Source organism: Gallaecimonas aegicerasi (assembly GCF_045291545.1).
Classification (GTDB): domain Bacteria; phylum Pseudomonadota; class Gammaproteobacteria; order Enterobacterales; family Gallaecimonadaceae; genus Gallaecimonas.
Genome location: NZ_CP149514.1, coordinates 2,332,426 through 2,348,017, shown reverse-complemented (window position 1 = coordinate 2,348,017; position 15,592 = coordinate 2,332,426). Strand labels below are relative to the sequence as shown.

Annotated in this window: 14 protein-coding genes and 3 tRNA genes; 14 read left to right on the top strand and 3 right to left on the bottom strand. The window is 56.4% G+C overall.

The genetic code is table 11. The annotated features are described in order from the left end of the window. The first annotated feature begins 82 nt into the window (after window positions 1-82). The 3 genes from WDB70_RS11565 to WDB70_RS11555 all read left to right on the top strand — a co-directional run bounded on the left by WDB70_RS11565 (window position 83) and on the right by WDB70_RS11555 (window position 496). Window positions 83-158, top strand: a tRNA-Gly gene (locus WDB70_RS11565). 135 nt (window positions 159-293) lie between these two features. Next, window positions 294-369, top strand: a tRNA-Gly gene (locus WDB70_RS11560). 51 nt (window positions 370-420) lie between these two features. Next, a tRNA-Gly gene (locus tag WDB70_RS11555) sits at window positions 421-496 on the top strand. 210 nt (window positions 497-706) lie between these two features. On the opposite strand, the gene WDB70_RS11550 is transcribed toward WDB70_RS11555, so the two are convergent. After that, window positions 707-1,822 (bottom strand): alkaline phosphatase family protein, encoded by a 1,116-nt coding sequence (locus tag WDB70_RS11550; RefSeq protein ID WP_406664475.1) that lies wholly within the window; start codon window positions 1,820-1,822, stop codon window positions 707-709. 57 nt (window positions 1,823-1,879) lie between these two features. Further along, window positions 1,880-4,108: a TonB-dependent receptor domain-containing protein gene (locus tag WDB70_RS11545; protein WP_406664473.1), complete on the bottom strand. Its 2,229-nt coding sequence runs from the start codon at window positions 4,106-4,108 to the stop codon at window positions 1,880-1,882. Between the two features lie 199 nt (window positions 4,109-4,307). On the opposite strand from WDB70_RS11545, the gene WDB70_RS11540 reads away from it, so the two are divergent. The 3 genes from WDB70_RS11540 to WDB70_RS11530 are packed head-to-tail and all read left to right on the top strand — an operon-like array spanning window position 4,308 to window position 5,767. Continuing rightward, the gene (locus WDB70_RS11540) at window positions 4,308-4,763 is read left to right on the top strand and encodes a hypothetical protein (RefSeq protein ID WP_406664471.1); all 456 of its coding nucleotides are present in this window, start codon (window positions 4,308-4,310) and stop codon (window positions 4,761-4,763) included. Next, window positions 4,753-5,271 (top strand): DUF4442 domain-containing protein, encoded by a 519-nt coding sequence (locus tag WDB70_RS11535; protein ID WP_406664469.1) that lies wholly within the window; start codon window positions 4,753-4,755, stop codon window positions 5,269-5,271. The genes WDB70_RS11540 and WDB70_RS11535 overlap by 11 nt, the downstream gene beginning before the upstream one ends. A 52-nt stretch (window positions 5,272-5,323) precedes the next feature. Further along, entirely contained in the window at window positions 5,324-5,767 is a 444-nt protein-coding gene (locus WDB70_RS11530) for a hypothetical protein (RefSeq protein WP_406664467.1), read from the top strand. 3 nt (window positions 5,768-5,770) lie between these two features. Here WDB70_RS11530 and queG read toward each other — a convergent pair whose 3' ends face one another. Then, window positions 5,771-6,892 (bottom strand): tRNA epoxyqueuosine(34) reductase QueG, encoded by a 1,122-nt coding sequence (queG, locus tag WDB70_RS11525; protein WP_406664465.1) that lies wholly within the window; start codon window positions 6,890-6,892, stop codon window positions 5,771-5,773. Between the two features lie 62 nt (window positions 6,893-6,954). On the opposite strand from queG, the gene WDB70_RS11520 reads away from it, so the two are divergent. The 8 genes from WDB70_RS11520 (at window position 6,955) to hflK (ending at window position 15,590) form a co-directional block, all read left to right on the top strand. Further along, complete coding sequence (locus tag WDB70_RS11520; RefSeq protein ID WP_406664463.1) at window positions 6,955-8,406, top strand: NAD(P)H-hydrate dehydratase; 1,452 nt, start codon at window positions 6,955-6,957, stop codon at window positions 8,404-8,406. Continuing rightward, window positions 8,399-8,857: a tRNA (adenosine(37)-N6)-threonylcarbamoyltransferase complex ATPase subunit type 1 TsaE gene (gene tsaE / locus WDB70_RS11515; protein WP_406664461.1), complete on the top strand. Its 459-nt coding sequence runs from the start codon at window positions 8,399-8,401 to the stop codon at window positions 8,855-8,857. The genes WDB70_RS11520 and tsaE overlap by 8 nt, the downstream gene beginning before the upstream one ends. Further along, a complete protein-coding gene (locus WDB70_RS11510) occupies window positions 8,854-10,158 on the top strand; it encodes an N-acetylmuramoyl-L-alanine amidase (protein WP_406664459.1) in 1,305 nt (434 codons plus the stop codon). The genes tsaE and WDB70_RS11510 overlap by 4 nt, the downstream gene beginning before the upstream one ends. Continuing rightward, window positions 10,158-11,828, top strand: a complete 1,671-nt coding sequence (mutL, locus tag WDB70_RS11505) for a DNA mismatch repair endonuclease MutL (protein WP_406664457.1) — start codon at window positions 10,158-10,160, stop codon at window positions 11,826-11,828. Before WDB70_RS11510 ends, mutL begins: the two co-directional genes overlap by 1 nt. Next, a complete protein-coding gene (gene miaA / locus WDB70_RS11500; protein WP_406668084.1) occupies window positions 11,807-12,748 on the top strand; it encodes a tRNA (adenosine(37)-N6)-dimethylallyltransferase MiaA in 942 nt (313 codons plus the stop codon). Before mutL ends, miaA begins: the two co-directional genes overlap by 22 nt. 76 nt (window positions 12,749-12,824) lie before the next feature. Continuing rightward, window positions 12,825-13,085 carry an RNA chaperone Hfq gene (gene hfq, locus WDB70_RS11495; protein ID WP_406664455.1) on the top strand — a complete coding sequence of 87 codons (261 nt, stop codon included), beginning with the start codon at window positions 12,825-12,827 and terminating at the stop codon, window positions 13,083-13,085. Window positions 13,086-13,106: 21 nt separating this feature from the next. Next, window positions 13,107-14,417 (top strand): ribosome rescue GTPase HflX, encoded by a 1,311-nt coding sequence (gene hflX / locus WDB70_RS11490; protein WP_406664453.1) that lies wholly within the window; start codon window positions 13,107-13,109, stop codon window positions 14,415-14,417. Window positions 14,418-14,441: 24 nt separating this feature from the next. Continuing rightward, window positions 14,442-15,590 carry an FtsH protease activity modulator HflK gene (hflK, locus tag WDB70_RS11485; protein ID WP_406664451.1) on the top strand — a complete coding sequence of 383 codons (1,149 nt, stop codon included), beginning with the start codon at window positions 14,442-14,444 and terminating at the stop codon, window positions 15,588-15,590. Window positions 15,591-15,592 lie beyond the last annotated feature (2 nt).

The following is a 15,592-nucleotide window of genomic DNA, read 5'->3' as shown; positions in this document are numbered from 1 at the left end:
GGCGGCAAACGGCAAGCAGGCTGTTGCACAGCGGCGTTTTTTAGGTAAAATGCGCTGCGCTGTCGGGGACACCGGCCGCTATGCGGGAATAGCTCAGTTGGTAGAGCACAACCTTGCCAAGGTTGGGGTCGCGAGTTCGAGTCTCGTTTCCCGCTCCAAATTTTCTGATAGCAAATCATAGCTTTGCTATCAGGGGCAGTAGATAGGTAGTTGAGGTTAACCCCTCTGCATTGTCTACTTTCCCCCTAAGTTGCCGGCGATGACCATGACGCAGGCAATAAAAAATGATTAATGCGGGAATAGCTCAGTTGGTAGAGCACAACCTTGCCAAGGTTGGGGTCGCGAGTTCGAGTCTCGTTTCCCGCTCCAAATTCGCTTGAAGCCGGTGTTGTTATCGGTTTCGACGCTGCAAGTGACAATGCGGGAATAGCTCAGTTGGTAGAGCACAACCTTGCCAAGGTTGGGGTCGCGAGTTCGAGTCTCGTTTCCCGCTCCAATTTCTCCTTTCTTTTCAGCCAGAAACAGTAACAAGTAGCGTTGCCAGAAGTCACCGCTGGCTTGTGCTGGGCTTTTCTGTGTCGTTTACCCTGCTCCATCTGCTGCCAATCATGTTGTGCTGCTTGCCTGTGGGCGGCGCGATGGCAGGCATTAAAAAAGCCCCCGAAGGGGCTTACTGACGGTGTTTAACAACCTTTGGCAGTGCGCATTATTTCTTGATGGCGGTAATGGGCGCGCCAATGTTGTGCTTGAATTTGGCCGGGTCCATACCCAGCAGCATCAGTGCAGTAGCTGCAACCTGATTTTGCTCATAAGGCTTTTGCGTTTTCAGTACGCCCAGTTTTTTCACGTCAGGGCCCATGGCGGCCAGCCAGATCTCGTTAGAACCCGGAATGCCGTTCGGGAACATCTTCTTACCGTTCGGGTAAATCCCAACCGCTTTGAGGCTGGCGTGATGGCGCCAGTCTTTGGCGGTGCGGCCACGGCCATGGTCAACGGTAACAATCAGGTCGGTTTTACCGGCATATTGCGGCATTGACTGCAATGTGCGCCACAGTTCGGCAATGTCGCTGTCAGCCTGGTGAGCGGCGCGCAGGTAGTTGTCGTAGTTACCTTCGTGGGCAAACTCGTCGGTATCACCAAAGGCGATATACAGTACCCGTGGCTTTTGCTTGAGCAGGTAGTCTTTGGCCAGCGGGAAGGTCATGGAGTCCATGCGCTCAGAAGGCCAGGGGCTGACCAGCTTTTTCTCCAGTTTGTTGATCACTTTGACTTCTTCACTGGCGTCATAGCCTTCAGAAGCTTCAAAGCCGGCATTGACCCGCAGACCGGAGCGCTGACGGTTGATGATGTAGGGGAAGGCGTCCCAGCTACCGAACACCGCAATGTTGTTCTGAAAGCCTTTGTTTTTATTCAGCCACTCAAAGAACGTCACGTTCTTGTTGGGAATTTTGTCGTTGCTGTCGACTTTCGGATCAGCCTGCCCGGTCAGCATTTCGTTATAACCCGGATAGGAGAACCACCAGGGATTAGTCACGGTCATTTGGCTACCGGCATCACGGTCACCAATGATCACCCCTTCATTCTGCATGGTGTGGGTGACAAACGGCATCAGCTTCTGGCGACGCTCGGCACGGGTTTTACCACCGAACAGTTTTTCGGTTTCAGCGGTGTCGTGATTGAACTTTTTGTTCTTCATCAGGCTGTCGTCAGCCCCACGGAACACGTCCTGCCAACGCATACCGTCAATGGTCACGATGACCAGATTTTCAGCGGCATTAGCAAAGCTACAGACCAGCAATAAAGACAAAATCAGATAGCGCATAAGTTAACTCCAAAAATGAGAAAGCCCGGCCAGGGGCCGGGCAGGGTACAACAGGTCTTAGAAGTGCATGGTGGCATTGGCTGTAACGGTGCGACCAACACCGATGTAATAGCCGCCATTGGTGCCACCACCGAGGTACTTGGTGTCACCCAGGTTGGTGATGTTGAGGGTCAGATCCAGACCAGACTGTACGTCCAGGTGGTAGCCCACATAGAAGTCCATGACGGTATGAGCGGCCAGTTTGTCGTTGTTGTTGAAGTCACCGAAGTAGCTGCCGGTGTACTTGGTAGACAAACCGGTACGCATCTGGCCTGACTGATAGGTCAGGTTAACCACGGCCATTTCACGTGGCGCACCTGCCACTTCCTTGCCCTGAATATCCGTCAGTACGCCGGCAACCGGCACAAAACTGCTGGAGGCATACTTGGCGTTGTTCAGGGTCAAAGAGGAGTACAGGCTCAGGTTGTCGGTCATCTGCCAGTTCAGGCTGGCTTCGAAACCTTTGGACTCAATACCACCAACGTTGACGTACTTACCATCCAGCTCGTTCAGGTAATCAATGCCGCTACCGGCTGTGGCCTGAATGTAGGTGATACGGTTGTCAAACTTGATGTTATAAAGCGCCGCCGTCAGCTGCACGTTATTACCGAAGTAACGCAGACCCAGGTCGAGGTTCTTGGCGGTTTCGGCTTTCAGGCTGCCGAAGTCCTGGCTGGTCTCGAGAATGCTGTCAGAGATAGCTTTAAAGTTCTCGGAGTAACCACCGTAGACTTCCCAGGCCGGTGCCACGCTCCAGACTGCACCCAGCATCGGCAGCACATCAGAGTTACTGCTCAGTTTGCCGGTTTGCTTGCCCAAGAAGTTGTCGTGACGCGTGATATCCACCTTGAACTGACGCAGACCGCCGGTGATTTTCAGATCGCCAATGGCAACCTGATCCTGCACGTAGTAGTTCAGGGTGTCGGTGCGATAGCTGCGGTCATATTGACGCCAGTAAGCCTGGTAGTTGTAGTTCGGGCCGACTGCCGGGTCGATAACGGCGTGCCAGTCACGGTACTCGTCGCGATCCTGACGCTCCAGCCACAAACCGCTGGTCAAGATGTTGTTGTCGGTGATGTACCATTTCACTTTGGCGGTGCTGCCGACACGGGCCTTACCGTAGTGAGTGTGGCGGTAGCTGGATGCCGGTGAGCAGCTGTTGTCAGCGCACTGTGTGGCTGGATCAACTACCGGGTTGCCTTGGGCATCACGCTGGTTAAATACCTGAGTGCCACCGGTGCTGTTGAGGATCGGCTGACCCTGGCTGTTAACCAGCACCTGATAAGGCGGCAACCAGTCACCACGGCCACGCATATGGTGGTAGTAAGGCGTGACGGTAACAGTGGCGGTTTCCGACGGGGTCATCTGCATACGCAGATAGGCAAAGGTGTTCTTACGCAGAGTCCGCCAGGCGGCCGCGTAGTTTTGATCTTTAGCGGGGTCGCCACTCCAGATCCAGGTCAGGCGATCCCAACGCGGGTTTTCCTTGAACTGCTGCAAGGTAATACCGTTGTAGTTGGTTTCGTTGGTGTCGTCATAGCTGATGCGGCCAGTCAGGGTGGCCCAATCCTGCTCGGAGATGAACTTGTAGCTGGCGTGCAGATCTTTACTGTCGCCATTATCACCAGAGCCGATCCAGCGAGCGGTGTGGCTGCTGCCGAGGCTGATCACCGAGCGGGTGTTACCGACGCGGCCAGTGTTGTAGCGGGCATAATATTTACGCGCGCTGTAATCACCGGTGGAGATGCTGGCGGTAGCGCCGGTCTGCTCGGTTGGGTCGGCAGAAATGTAGTTAAAAGTACCGCCCAGGGCGTCCAGAGACGGTGAGCTGATGTCAGACGTACCCTGCATAACTTCTACGCGAGCGGTATCTTCGATCAGCATATAGCGGTTGGCTTTCGAACCACCGCCGTAGCCGGAGCCACCATTGGGCAAGCCATCGATGGTGATACCGAGCTGCTGTTCGTTGAGGTTAAGGTTAAAACCCCGCATGCTGATGGTAGTTGACCAGTCGTCAGAGCCAAATACACCACCTTCGCCTACGCTGACACCAGGCAACTTGTCAATCAAGTCGTTGGTGCTGGACAGCGGCGAGCTGAATGACTTGATATCGTCATCAGTGCTGTTGTTGGCATAAGCGATACGGGCACCTACAACAGAAATGACTTCTGTTTTGTCAGCAGCGGTATCAGCGAAAGCAAACTGGCTGCTAATGGCCAGCGCCAGAATGCTAGGGGTAAAAAGCATTGAGCGTCGTAGTGTCATTGTGGTTATCTGCCTAGTTTTCAAGTCGCGCAAATTCTGTTGGCATAAGATGACGCTCATATGGCTGAATCGTTGACTTGTGGTGACATCTTGATGACGGTTTTACGACATGGTGGCCTGAACTGGCTTCAGGCTGTTTAATGGCAATACACGCCATTTTTGATGAAAGAGGATGTTTGTCATGCGTTTTAAAACTATTCGCGACTTACTTGCGCATCTCGGAGAAGCCCATCAGGCCTTGGCCAAGCTGTATCACCGGTTAACCCCGGAGGCTGACGCCGAACGAACCCGCATGATGCTGCATTATCTGGTTGAACATGAGCAGAAGCTGGCTGATGAGTTTGCCCAGTACCTGGCAGCGCACAATGACAAGCTGCTGGACACCTGGTTCGATAAAGCCCGTGACAGTGACTTTGAACAGCAACTGCGGCGCGTGAGCCTGGCGGCAACCGCGACTCAGGAAGACGTACTGGCACTGGCACTGAAGCTGGATAACCGACTGCTTGAAGACATTGAAGCGTTACTGCCATTGTGCCCGAGCGACAGCAGCCGGGAGCTGCTGAGCGACTTGGTCAAGGTCAGCCATGATCGGCAGCACCAGTTGGTACACCAAACCCAGCGTATGTATGACCTCTGAACAGCAACGCCAAAGGCCACCCGCGGGCAACCGGCTGGCCCGTATGGTGGCCTGGTGCCAGCGCCTGCCCCAGTCCTGGCAGCCTTTTTTGCTGTCGCGGCTATTCAATAGCGTAGTGAAATTTGCTGGTACGGCCGGCATTCGTATTACTCAGGCCAGCGCGCAGCGGGTGGTGGTGCAGTTACGTAACCGTCGCCGGGTACAAAACCACATCAAAGGGGTACATGCCGCGGCCATGGCGCTACTGGGGGAGACTGCCAGTGGTCTGGTATTTGGCCTCAGCGTGCCGGACGATAAAATACCGCTGCTCAAATCCATGCATGTCGATTACCTGCGCCGGGCCGAGGGCAACTTGTACGCTGAAGCCTCACTCAGTGCCGAGCAAGTTGCCACTATTGGCCGGGCCGATAAAGGTGAGTTGGAAGTGACGGTGGTGATCACCGATGACGCCGGGGAGCAGCCGCTCACGGCTCGCTATGTTTGGGCATGGGTGCCGAAAAAACGTTGATTCACCGGCAATTTAGGTGTCGGCACCGAAGCTGGTAGAAAAAGGAGCAAGCATGTCCATAAAAACATGGCTACCGTTGATTTTCTTGGTATTACTGGCCGGCTGTGCCCAGGTTACGCCGCCAATGGCGCCGTCAGCCCCAGAGCCCGCCCCAAAGAGTGATCTGAGCAATGCCATGACCGCGTTGGCTGCCACCTTGCCGGCAGGTGATATTGCCGTGGTGCGCGTCGCCAACTTTTCTGCCCAGCGGGCCGATGTCGATGCTCTGACCCAACAATTACTAACGCTGCTGGCTCGCCAGGGGCGGCAGGTAGCCGATCTGTCGGCTAAGGCCGATGCCTATGACTTACTGGGTGCCCGCCAGGCTGGCCGGACTGGTCAGCACGTATTTTTGCTATACGGGCAGATTCGTCAGGATGGTCAACACCTGCGCCTGCGGGTGATGAACCTCAGTAATGGCATCATCGTCTGGAGCCGGGAGCTGCCCTGGCCTTAACACTTAAGCCAAATCGGGCAGGCCTTTTTCGACAGCCCTTATCAAGCGCCGCTGTTGCTGATTAGGCGGGCTTGTTCCCTGGCGCTGGCGTGCCAGGGCCCATTCAATGTGTTCGGCCACCAGCGCACTGGTGTGTGCCAGCCGTGCTTCCAGTGCGGCGATAATAGCGGTATTGGCGCTGGCATTACCCAATGCTACAGCCAGATTGCGTTGCCAGCATTCAAAGCCAATTCGACGGATCGGCGAGCCTTCGGTGTTGGCCAAAAAAGTACTTTCATCCCATTGCCACAATGCCAGTAACTGCGGTGCATGCAGAGGTTGGCGTGGTGAGAAGTCGGCTTCATCGGTCATTTGTGCAAAGCGGTTCCAGGGGCAGATCAACTGGCAGTCATCACAACCGTAGATCCGGTTACCAAGCAGTGGCCGCAGCTCCACCGGTATGCTGCCTTTATGCTCAATGGTCAGGTAGGAAATGCAGCGTCGGGCGTCGACAACATAGGGCTCGACAATAGCCTGAGTGGGGCAAATGGTCATGCAGGCGACGCAGCTGCCACAGCGGTCGGCATCGGCTGGCGGGTCTATCGGCAAGGGAATATCAACCAGCAATTCGCCCAAAAAGAAAAAAGAACCGGCTTCGGGGTTAAGCAATAGGCTGTGTTTGCCGACCCAGCCCAGCCCGGCTTTGGCCGCCAGAGGCCTTTCCAAAAGCGGCGCTGAATCCACAAAGGGGCGAAACTGCAATTCGCTACAGGCTTGCTTAATGCGCTCGGCCAGTTTTTTCAGGCGCTGGCGCAAAACTTTGTGGTAGTCCCGGCCTAGCGCATAACGCGAGATATAGCCTTGCTGGTCATTGTTCAGTACCCGCGCACAGCGGGCATCAGCGGGCAGGTAGTCCATGCGGACGCTGATCACCCGCAAGGTGCCAGGTAATAACTCTGCTGGTCGGGCGCGGAGCAGGCCATGGCGGCTCATGTAACTCATCTCGCCGTGGTAGCCGGCATCCAGCCAATCCTGCAGGGCCTGTTCATGGCTGGCCAGATCAGTGTCAGTGATGCCGATCTGGGCAAAACCCAATTCCTTTCCCCAGGCTTTGATGTTGTCGGCAAGTTGGCAATAATCGATCACAAAGGTACTCCCGCTGGCGCCTGCAGAGTAGCACAGGGCCAGTAACGGCAACAGGAGCCGCAATGCTAATCCCTTTGCTTGATAGTTTGCCGCAACCGTTACCTACGGCCAGCGAGCTCAAAACTTTGGAAGTGACGCTAGCAAAGCGTCATCGGCTCAGCTTGGCGACACTGATGGAACGGGCTGGTGCAGCTGCGCTGGCGGCCCTGCAACGCCGTTGGCCTGAAGCCCGGCGGCTGCTGGTTCTGGCTGGTAAGGGCAATAATGGCGGTGATGCCTACGTGCTGGCACGCCTGGCTCTGGAGCAGGGCTGGGAGGTTACCCTGGTGGCCAGTGCGCCCCCGGCCACCCAGCTGGCAGAGGCCGCTTGCCAGCAATTTTTGGCTGCTGGGGGCGTGACGCATGCCTCGATACCGGTTGCCATCGACGCGGAGGTGGTCGTCGACGGGCTACTGGGTGCTGGCGTCAACCGGGTGCTGACAGGGCCGGTGGCACCGCTACAGCAGTGGCTGGCCAACACCTCCTTGCCGGTTCTGGCTCTGGATGTGCCCAGCGGCCTTGGCAGTGACAGTGGCCATTGGTGGGCTCAGCCATTCCAGGCCGCGGTGGTGGTGACGTTTATCTACCCCAAGGCAGGGTTGTTGACCGGTCAGGGCCGCGCCACCTGGCAACAAGCCTATCTGGCCGAACTGGGGGTAGCTGACACCCAACTGCTTGCAACTCGGCAGGCGCGCGGTTGGGCCGATTTGCAATATCTGCGGCCGCAGCGGTTGGCTACGGTCCATAAAGGCCATAGTGGCCGGGTATTGTTGGTGGGCGGTAACAGTGGCTTCAGCGGTGCCATTCGGCTGGCCGGCGAGGCGGCATTACGCACTGGCGCTGGCCTGGTTTCAGTACAGTGCCACCCCCAGTCGCAACTGGCAGTGGCTGCCGGCCGTCCGGAATTAATGGTCAAGGCTGTGCAACAGCCACAACTGCCGGCTCATGTCGATGCGGTGGTTTTGGGGCCGGGCCTGGGGCGCGACGCCTGGGCCCGCCGGGCCATGCTGCTGGCGAGTACTACACAGCCTTTGGTATTAGATGCCGATGCCCTCAATCAGTTACCTGCCGGGCAATACCACAACGCGGTGTTGACTCCTCACCCCGGCGAAGCGGCGCGCCTGCTGGGCTGTTCAGTGGCAGACGTGGAACAGGATCGCTTCGCTGCGGCTCGCACGCTTAGCCAGCGCTTTGGGGCGGTAGTGGTACTCAAAGGAGCCGGCAGTATTGTCGCGGCCGGTGCGCAGAGCTGGTTACTGGCCGTGGGCAGTGAGGCTATGGCCAGTGGCGGCATGGGTGACCTGCTTTCTGGTATCATCGGGGCATTGTTGGCTGCCGGCCTGCCGCCACAAGACGCGGCGTTGCTGGCGGTTGCTCTTCATGGTGAAGCCGGGCGACTGGCCGGCCAGGACGGGGTGATTGGCACCCTGGCCAGTGACTTACTTCCTTGGTTACGGACGTTAATGAATGATTGAAATACCCTTGCCAGATGATGAAGCCACAGTCGCATTAGGGCAGGCGCTGGCGAAGGCCCTTGGCCCCGCAATGGTGGTGTATCTGCTGGGCGATTTGGGAGCGGGTAAAACCACCCTGAGTCGTGGAGTGATACAAGGCTTGGGCCATCCCGGTCGGGTTAAAAGCCCCACCTACACGCTTGTTGAACCCTACGAACTAACCGGTGTCACAGTCTATCATTTTGATCTCTATCGGCTTTCTGACCCGGAAGAACTTGAATTTATGGGCGTGCGTGATTACTTTGGCAAAGATACGATTTGCCTGATCGAGTGGCCGCAAAAAGGTGAAGGCTTGTTGCCAACGCCGGACTTGGTGGTTGCACTGCGCTATGCTGGTAAAGGGCGCTGCGCGGCGATCAGCGCTGAGACGAACAAGGGTGCCGAGACCCTCAAGAGGTTGTCCGACACATGAAACGCTGGTTTGCCGGGTTGTTGTTGCTACTAAGCTGTTGGCCATTGTGGGCTAACAGCCTCAGTGATGTTCGTATCTGGCCCGGTAACGATAAAACCCGCGTGGTGCTGGATATGACCAGCGCGCCGCAATATCGCTTCTTTACTCTTCAACACCCGCAACGTCTGGTGGTTGATCTCAGCCATACCCAGCAAAAAGTGAAGCTGCCACTGAACGTCAGTGACTCGCCAGTGCTGAAGCGGGTGCGCACTTCCACGCCAAAATATCAGGGCAGCGTTCGTCTGGTCCTGGAGCTGGCCGCTAAAACCAAGGCGAAGTTGTTCACGCTGGCGCCGTCAGACGGTAACGGCTATCGATTGATCATTGACTTGCCCCATGGTCAGCTAACCAAAAAAAGTGCCCCAGTCAAAACCAACAAACCGGCGGCCGGGCGAGATATTGTTGTGGCAATAGATCCTGGCCATGGTGGCCATGACCCTGGCTCGATTGGCCGTCATGGCACCTATGAAAAAAATGTCACCCTGGCCATTGGCAGCAAGCTGGCTGCAGATATTAACAAGGTGCCGGGACTAACAGCGGTCATGACACGCAGTACCGACCGTTTTATTCCGGTGATGGACAGGGCCAATATTGCCCGCCAGAAAAAAGCCGACATTCTGATTTCCATTCATGCTGACTCCGTCAGTTCCAGCCAGCCTCGGGGCGCCTCGGTATGGGTGCTGAACAATAGCCGTGCCCGCCGGGTGATCGGTAAATGGGTTGGGGAAAAAGACCGCCATGCTCAGTTACTGGGCGGGGCAGCTCAGGTGTTGGAAGACACCAAGCAGGAAAAGTATTTAGCCCAGGCGCTTTTGGATATGTCGATGGATCACAGCCGCACCGTTGGCCAGGATATCGGCTCGTTGATCCTCCATGAACTGAAAAAAGTTACCCGGCTGCATAAAAACCGCCCACAACCCAATAGCTTGGGCGTACTGACGGCGCCGGATATTCCCTCGGTGCTGGTGGAAACCGGCTTTTTGTCCAACCCCAAGGAAGAGCGGGAGCTGGCCAACCGGCGTTTCCAGCAACGGGTGGCGAATGCCTTGTGTCAGGCCTTGACCGATTACTTCCGCACCTGGCCGCCACCGGGCACACTGTTTGCTCAAAAAGCCAACCAGGAACATATTGTCCGCTCCGGTGAGTCGCTTTCGGTTCTGGCCTCCCGTTACAATACCTCGGTTGCGGCCATTAAGGCGGCAAATGACCTGACCTCGGATGTGGTCAGGGTTGGTCAAAAACTCACCATACCGTCATCCTGATGCCAATACAGATTTTACCGACCCGACTGGCCAACCAGATTGCTGCCGGTGAAGTGGTCGAGCGCCCGGCGTCGGTCGTCAAAGAGCTGGTAGAAAACAGCATTGATGCCGGCGCAGACCGCATTGAAGTAGATATTGAGAAAGGGGGGCAGCGACTGATCCGGGTACGTGATAACGGCGCCGGTATTGCCGGCGAGCAGTTAACTCTGGCGTTGTCCCGCCATGCCACCTCGAAGATTGCCACCTTGGATGACCTGGAACGTATTATGTCCATGGGTTTTCGGGGGGAAGCGCTGGCATCCATTTCATCCGTTTCCCGACTGACGCTAACTTCTAAAACTGTCGATGCCGACAGTGCCTGGGCCGCTCAGGCCGAAGGCCGGGAGATGAACGTCAGGATCACCCCTGCTGCGCACCCGCAGGGCACTACGGTTGAAGTGCATGACCTTTTTTTCAATACCCCGGCGCGGCGTAAATTCTTGCGGGCAGAAAAAACCGAATTTGCCCACATCGATGACGTGGTGCGGCGTATAGCCCTAGGCCAGCCCGGGGTCAGCCTGGTTTTGCGGCATAACCAGAAAACCTTGCGTCAGTATCCGGCTGCCAGTGGCGACGGCCGCAACCGCCTGGCGGCGGTGTTTGGCCAGCAGCAGTGCCAGCAGTTACTGGCCATTGATAATCAGCACCGGGAGCTGCGCCTGCATGGTTGGGTGGCACAGGCTCCTCGCCAGCACCCCGATATGCAGTACTGCTACGTTAATGGCCGAACGATGAAAGACAAGGTCATCAACCATGCGGTGCGTGAAGCCTTTGGTAACCAGTTGCTGGACGGTTTGCATGGCGGTTTTGTGTTGTATCTGACACTGCCGCCAGAGCAGGTGGATGTGAATGTGCACCCCGCTAAGCATGAAGTGCGCTTTCATGACGCCCGCTTGGTGCATGACTTTATCGTCAAAGCGCTGCAAGACGTGCTGGCCCCTCGCCAAGAACAGCAACAGCCGACAACCTGGCAAGGCAGCGATTACCCCAATGCCCGGCCCCGTGCCAGCACTGGCTATGGGCCGAGTACCGGCGCGCCGGCTAATCGCCATCAGGTGCAAGAAGCGCTGGCGGACTTCGCCCGTTGGCAGGCTAGTAGCCAAGTTACTGAAATACCTGAGCAAACCTCAATACAACCAGCTTCTGGCCAACCGATGCACCTGGAACAGGGGCGCTATCTGGTGGTCTCCTGGCAACAACAGTTAGTGGCTGTTGACTTATGGCCCCTGGCGGCGGCGGAGCAGATCAACCGCCTGCGGCAAAAAGCACCGGCACAACCGTTACTGCTGCCGGTGACAGTCAGTGTCGACCCTGAGTTGAGCCAACTGTTACAGAACGACCCTCACTGGCCCCGGGAACATGGCATGGAGCTGCATGTGCCCACTGACGGTAAGGTGATGGTCAAAGCGGTGCCGGCGCCGCTGCGTGAGCTGGATGTCAGCCAGTGGCTGCCGGTGTGGTTGGCACATCGCGACGATCCCTGGCCCGCTTTGAGTGCATTACTTGGCCAGCTATCCCGCAAACTACGCTGGGCTGAGGCCATGACGCTGTGGCATAACCTTGACGACGATCAACGCCAGCAGGCTGCCCGGACCCTGCCACTGGCCAGCTGGCTGGAGCAGCAACCATGAGCTTACCGGTAGTGATGATCATGGGGCCGACAGCCTCGGGCAAAACCGAGCTGGCGATGGCGCTCGCCGACACGCGGCCCTGTGAGTTAATAAGCGTTGACTCGGCGCTGATTTACCGCGGCATGGATATCGGTACCGCCAAACCCAGTGCCGAGGAACTGGCTCGTTATCCGCACCATCTAGTGGATATTCGCGACCCGGCCCAAAGCTATTCGGCCGCCGATTTTGTTGCCGATGCACAACCGCTTATCGAGCAGGCGCTGGCCGCTGGCCGCTTACCGGTACTGGTGGGCGGTACCATGATGTACTTCAAGGCTCTGCTTGAGGGGTTGTCACCATTGCCGCAAGCTAATCCGGAAGTACGCCATGACATTGAGCAGCGGGCCGCCCAATTAGGCTGGGAAGCTCTGCACCAGCAACTGGCTGCCATAGATCCGGTGGCGGCGGCACGCATTCATGCCAATGACCCCCAGCGGCTCTCACGGGCGCTGGAAGTCTATGAAATCAGTGGCAAAACCTTGACTGAATTAACCCAGCAACCGGGCCAGCCGTTCACCTGGCGATCAGTTCAGGTCGCTATCATGCCGTCAGACCGTGCGCTACTGCGCCAACGTATTCGCCAGCGCTTTGAGCTGATGATGGCGCAAGGGTTGCTGGATGAAGTCCGGGCGCTGTACCAACGGGCCGATTTAAATCTGGGCCTACCTTCGGTGCGCTGCGTAGGATACCGTCAGCTTTGGGAGTATCTGGACGGTCATTGCAGTCTTGAAGAAGCTGTAGAAAAAGCCATCATTGCCAGTGGCCAGCTGGCGAAAAGGCAAACAACCTGGCTCAATGGTTGGAAATGGCCGCTACTACGTTTGGAAACTGCTGCAAAAGACAACTTGCAACAGCTTTTATGTGAACTAGATCCCGCTTGAAGGATGGTTCATACTAGGCGCTGAGGCTGTCTAATCAGTTGAAATAACAATCCAAAACACAATAAGGAAAATCGACATGGCTAAGGGGCAATCTTTGCAGGATCCTTTCCTGAATGCGCTGCGCAAGGAACGCATACCCGTTTCCATTTACCTGGTTAACGGCATCAAATTGCAAGGCCAGGTTGAGTCATTTGATCAATTTGTCGTATTGCTGAAGAACACAGTCAGCCAGATGGTTTACAAACATGCCATTTCCACTGTGGTTCCAGCCCGTCCTGTCTCCATGCACCAGTATACTGGTGGTGCCAACAGCGGCAGCAGTGACGAAAACGCCTGATTTAACATTTTGAGGTAACGCTTGTTTGACCGTTATGAAGCAGGCGAACAGGCTGTACTGGTACATGTCGACTTTACCAATGAGTCCGAACGTGAGGATCTCGACGAGCTGAAAATGCTGGCCGATTCTGCGGGCGTGGCGACTCTTGGGGTCGTAACAGCCCGTCGTCCGGCTCCCCATCCCAAATACTATATCGGTACCGGCAAAGCCGAAGAGGTTGCCGAATCAGTGCAGGCGCTCGGTGCCGAACTGGTGATCTTTAACCATGCGTTGAGCCCGGCTCAGGAACGTAACCTGGAAAAACTGTTTCAGTGTCGCGTGCTGGATCGTACTACCCTGATCCTGGATATTTTTGCCCAGCGGGCCCGCACTCACGAAGGTAAGTTGCAGGTGGAGCTGGCACAGCTCAAGCACCTGTCGACACGGCTGGTGCGCGGCTGGACGCACCTGGAGCGGCAAAAAGGCGGTATCGGCCTGCGCGGTCCGGGGGAAACGCAGCTGGAAACCGACCGCCGGTTACTGCGTGATCGCATCAACCATATCCAAAAACGCCTGGAAAAAGTGGCCAAGCAGCGTGAACAGGGGCGCCGGGCCCGGAGCCGCCGGGAAGTACCGACCTTGTCACTGGTTGGTTATACCAACGCCGGTAAGTCCACTTTATTCAATGCTCTGACGCAATCGGGCGTTTATGCGGCAGATCAGCTGTTTGCCACCTTGGATCCGACCCTGCGCAAGCTGCAACTGGACGATGTCGGCCCAGCGATTCTGGCTGATACGGTCGGCTTTATACGCCATTTGCCCCATGATCTGGTGGCGGCTTTTAAAGCCACGCTGGAAGAAACCCGCGAAGCCAGCTTACTCCTACACGTGGTAGATGCGGCCGACGAGCGGGCCAGTGAAAATACCGAGCAGGTACAGGCGGTGCTCAAGGAAATTGAAGCTGACGAAGTACCGGTGCTGATGGTCTACAACAAGCTGGACAAACTGGATGACGTAGCGCCGCGTATAGACCGGGATGATGAAGGGCTGCCAAAGGCTGTGTGGCTGTCGGCGCAGCGAAACGAAGGCCTGAGTTTATTACTGCAAGCGCTCAGTGAACGTTTGGCGGAACAGATAGTGGCGGTGACGCTGGTTTTGCCCCCGGCAAACGGTAAATTACGTGCGGCACTTTTTGCGCTGAACGCTGTTGTCGGTGAGCAAATTGATGAACAAGGTAACTGGCACCTGGCGGTGCGGTTACCGGAGCGGGATTGGCAACGCCTGGACAAGCAGTATGACGGCCACCTGGCTGGCTTTATCGTCCCCGAGGCTGCTGATAAAGTGTTGCATTAACGAAGCATAGAGTGGGAGAACACCATGGCCTGGAATGAACCGGGTAATAACAAAGACAAGGACCCGTGGGGTAAACCCCGGGGCCAGGATCAGGGCCCACCTGATTTTGACGAGCTGATGAAAAAGCTTGGCTCGCGCATGGGCGGCGTCTTTGGCGGCGGCAAAGGCAGCGGCGGCTTTTCCTGGGGGGCGCTGATGGTGGCGCTGGTACTGGTGGTTGCGGTCTGGGCGTTGTCCGGTTTTTACACCATTAAAAATGCCGAACAGGGTGTAGTACTGCATTTAGGTAAGTACTCACAAACTGTGCAGTCAGGCCTGCACTGGAAGCCGACCTTTATCGACAAGGTCTACCCGGTAGATACCCGTACTGTCCGTTCTATGCCGTCGTCCGGTTTTATGCTGACCAAAGATGAAAACGTGGTTCGGGTTGAAATTGAAGTGCAGTACAAGGTCACCGACCCTCGCGCTTATCTTTTTAATGTCACCAACTCCGTGGACTCTCTGAGTCAGGCGGTTGATGCCTCACTGCGCTACGTGGTTGGCCACACCACTATGGATGACATTCTTACCACTGGCCGGGAACAGGTGCGCCGTGACACCTGGGACCTGATTGAAAAAACCATTGCTCAATACAACCTGGGCGTGGAAATTCAGGACGTCAACGTCTTGGGCGTGCGGCCACCGGAAGAAGTCAAGGCCGCCTTTGACGATGCCATTGCCGCTAAAGAAGATGAACAGCGTTATATCCGCGAAGCACAGGCCTATGCCAGTGAGGTTGAGCCTATTGCCCGTGGTAAAGCCATTCGTATTAATCAGGAAGCGGAAGCCTACAAGCAGCAGGTTACCCTGAAAGCTCAGGGTGAAGTGGCGCGCTTTGATAAGCTGCTGCCGGAATACGAGGCGAGCCCGAAAGTTACGCGTGAGCGTATCTATCTGGAAACCATGGAAAAAGTACTGAGTAGCACGTCAAAAGTTTTGGTGGATTCTGATGCCAGCAACATGCTGTACCTGCCGCTGGATAAAATTCTGGAGCATCAACGTAATGATACTCAGCCGCGCGGTGATGAACTCAGTGAAATTCAACAGCGCCGTGGTACCGGCAGCACCACACCGAGCCCGGATGCCGGCGCCCGATCCGTCAATCGCAGCAGCGGCCGTAGTGGGAGGAACTAAGC

Excerpts from the sequence above, each read along its gene's own strand:
- WDB70_RS11550 (WP_406664475.1), bottom strand. The coding sequence starts at position 1,822 with ATGCGCTATCTGATTTTGTCTTTATTGCTGGTCTGTAGCTTTGCTAAT.
- WDB70_RS11545 (WP_406664473.1), bottom strand. The coding sequence starts at position 4,108 with ATGCTTTTTACCCCTAGCATTCTGGCGCTGGCCATTAGCAGCCAGTTT.
- WDB70_RS11540 (WP_406664471.1), top strand. The coding sequence starts at position 4,308 with ATGCGTTTTAAAACTATTCGCGACTTACTTGCGCATCTCGGAGAAGCC.
- WDB70_RS11535 (WP_406664469.1), top strand. The coding sequence starts at position 4,753 with ATGACCTCTGAACAGCAACGCCAAAGGCCACCCGCGGGCAACCGGCTG.
- WDB70_RS11530 (WP_406664467.1), top strand. The coding sequence starts at position 5,324 with ATGTCCATAAAAACATGGCTACCGTTGATTTTCTTGGTATTACTGGCC.
- WDB70_RS11520 (WP_406664463.1), top strand. The coding sequence starts at position 6,955 with ATGCTAATCCCTTTGCTTGATAGTTTGCCGCAACCGTTACCTACGGCC.
- tsaE (WP_406664461.1), top strand. The coding sequence starts at position 8,399 with ATGATTGAAATACCCTTGCCAGATGATGAAGCCACAGTCGCATTAGGG.
- WDB70_RS11510 (WP_406664459.1), top strand. The coding sequence starts at position 8,854 with ATGAAACGCTGGTTTGCCGGGTTGTTGTTGCTACTAAGCTGTTGGCCA.
- mutL (WP_406664457.1), top strand. The coding sequence starts at position 10,158 with ATGCCAATACAGATTTTACCGACCCGACTGGCCAACCAGATTGCTGCC.
- hfq (WP_406664455.1), top strand. The coding sequence starts at position 12,825 with ATGGCTAAGGGGCAATCTTTGCAGGATCCTTTCCTGAATGCGCTGCGC.
- hflK (WP_406664451.1), top strand. The coding sequence starts at position 14,442 with ATGGCCTGGAATGAACCGGGTAATAACAAAGACAAGGACCCGTGGGGT.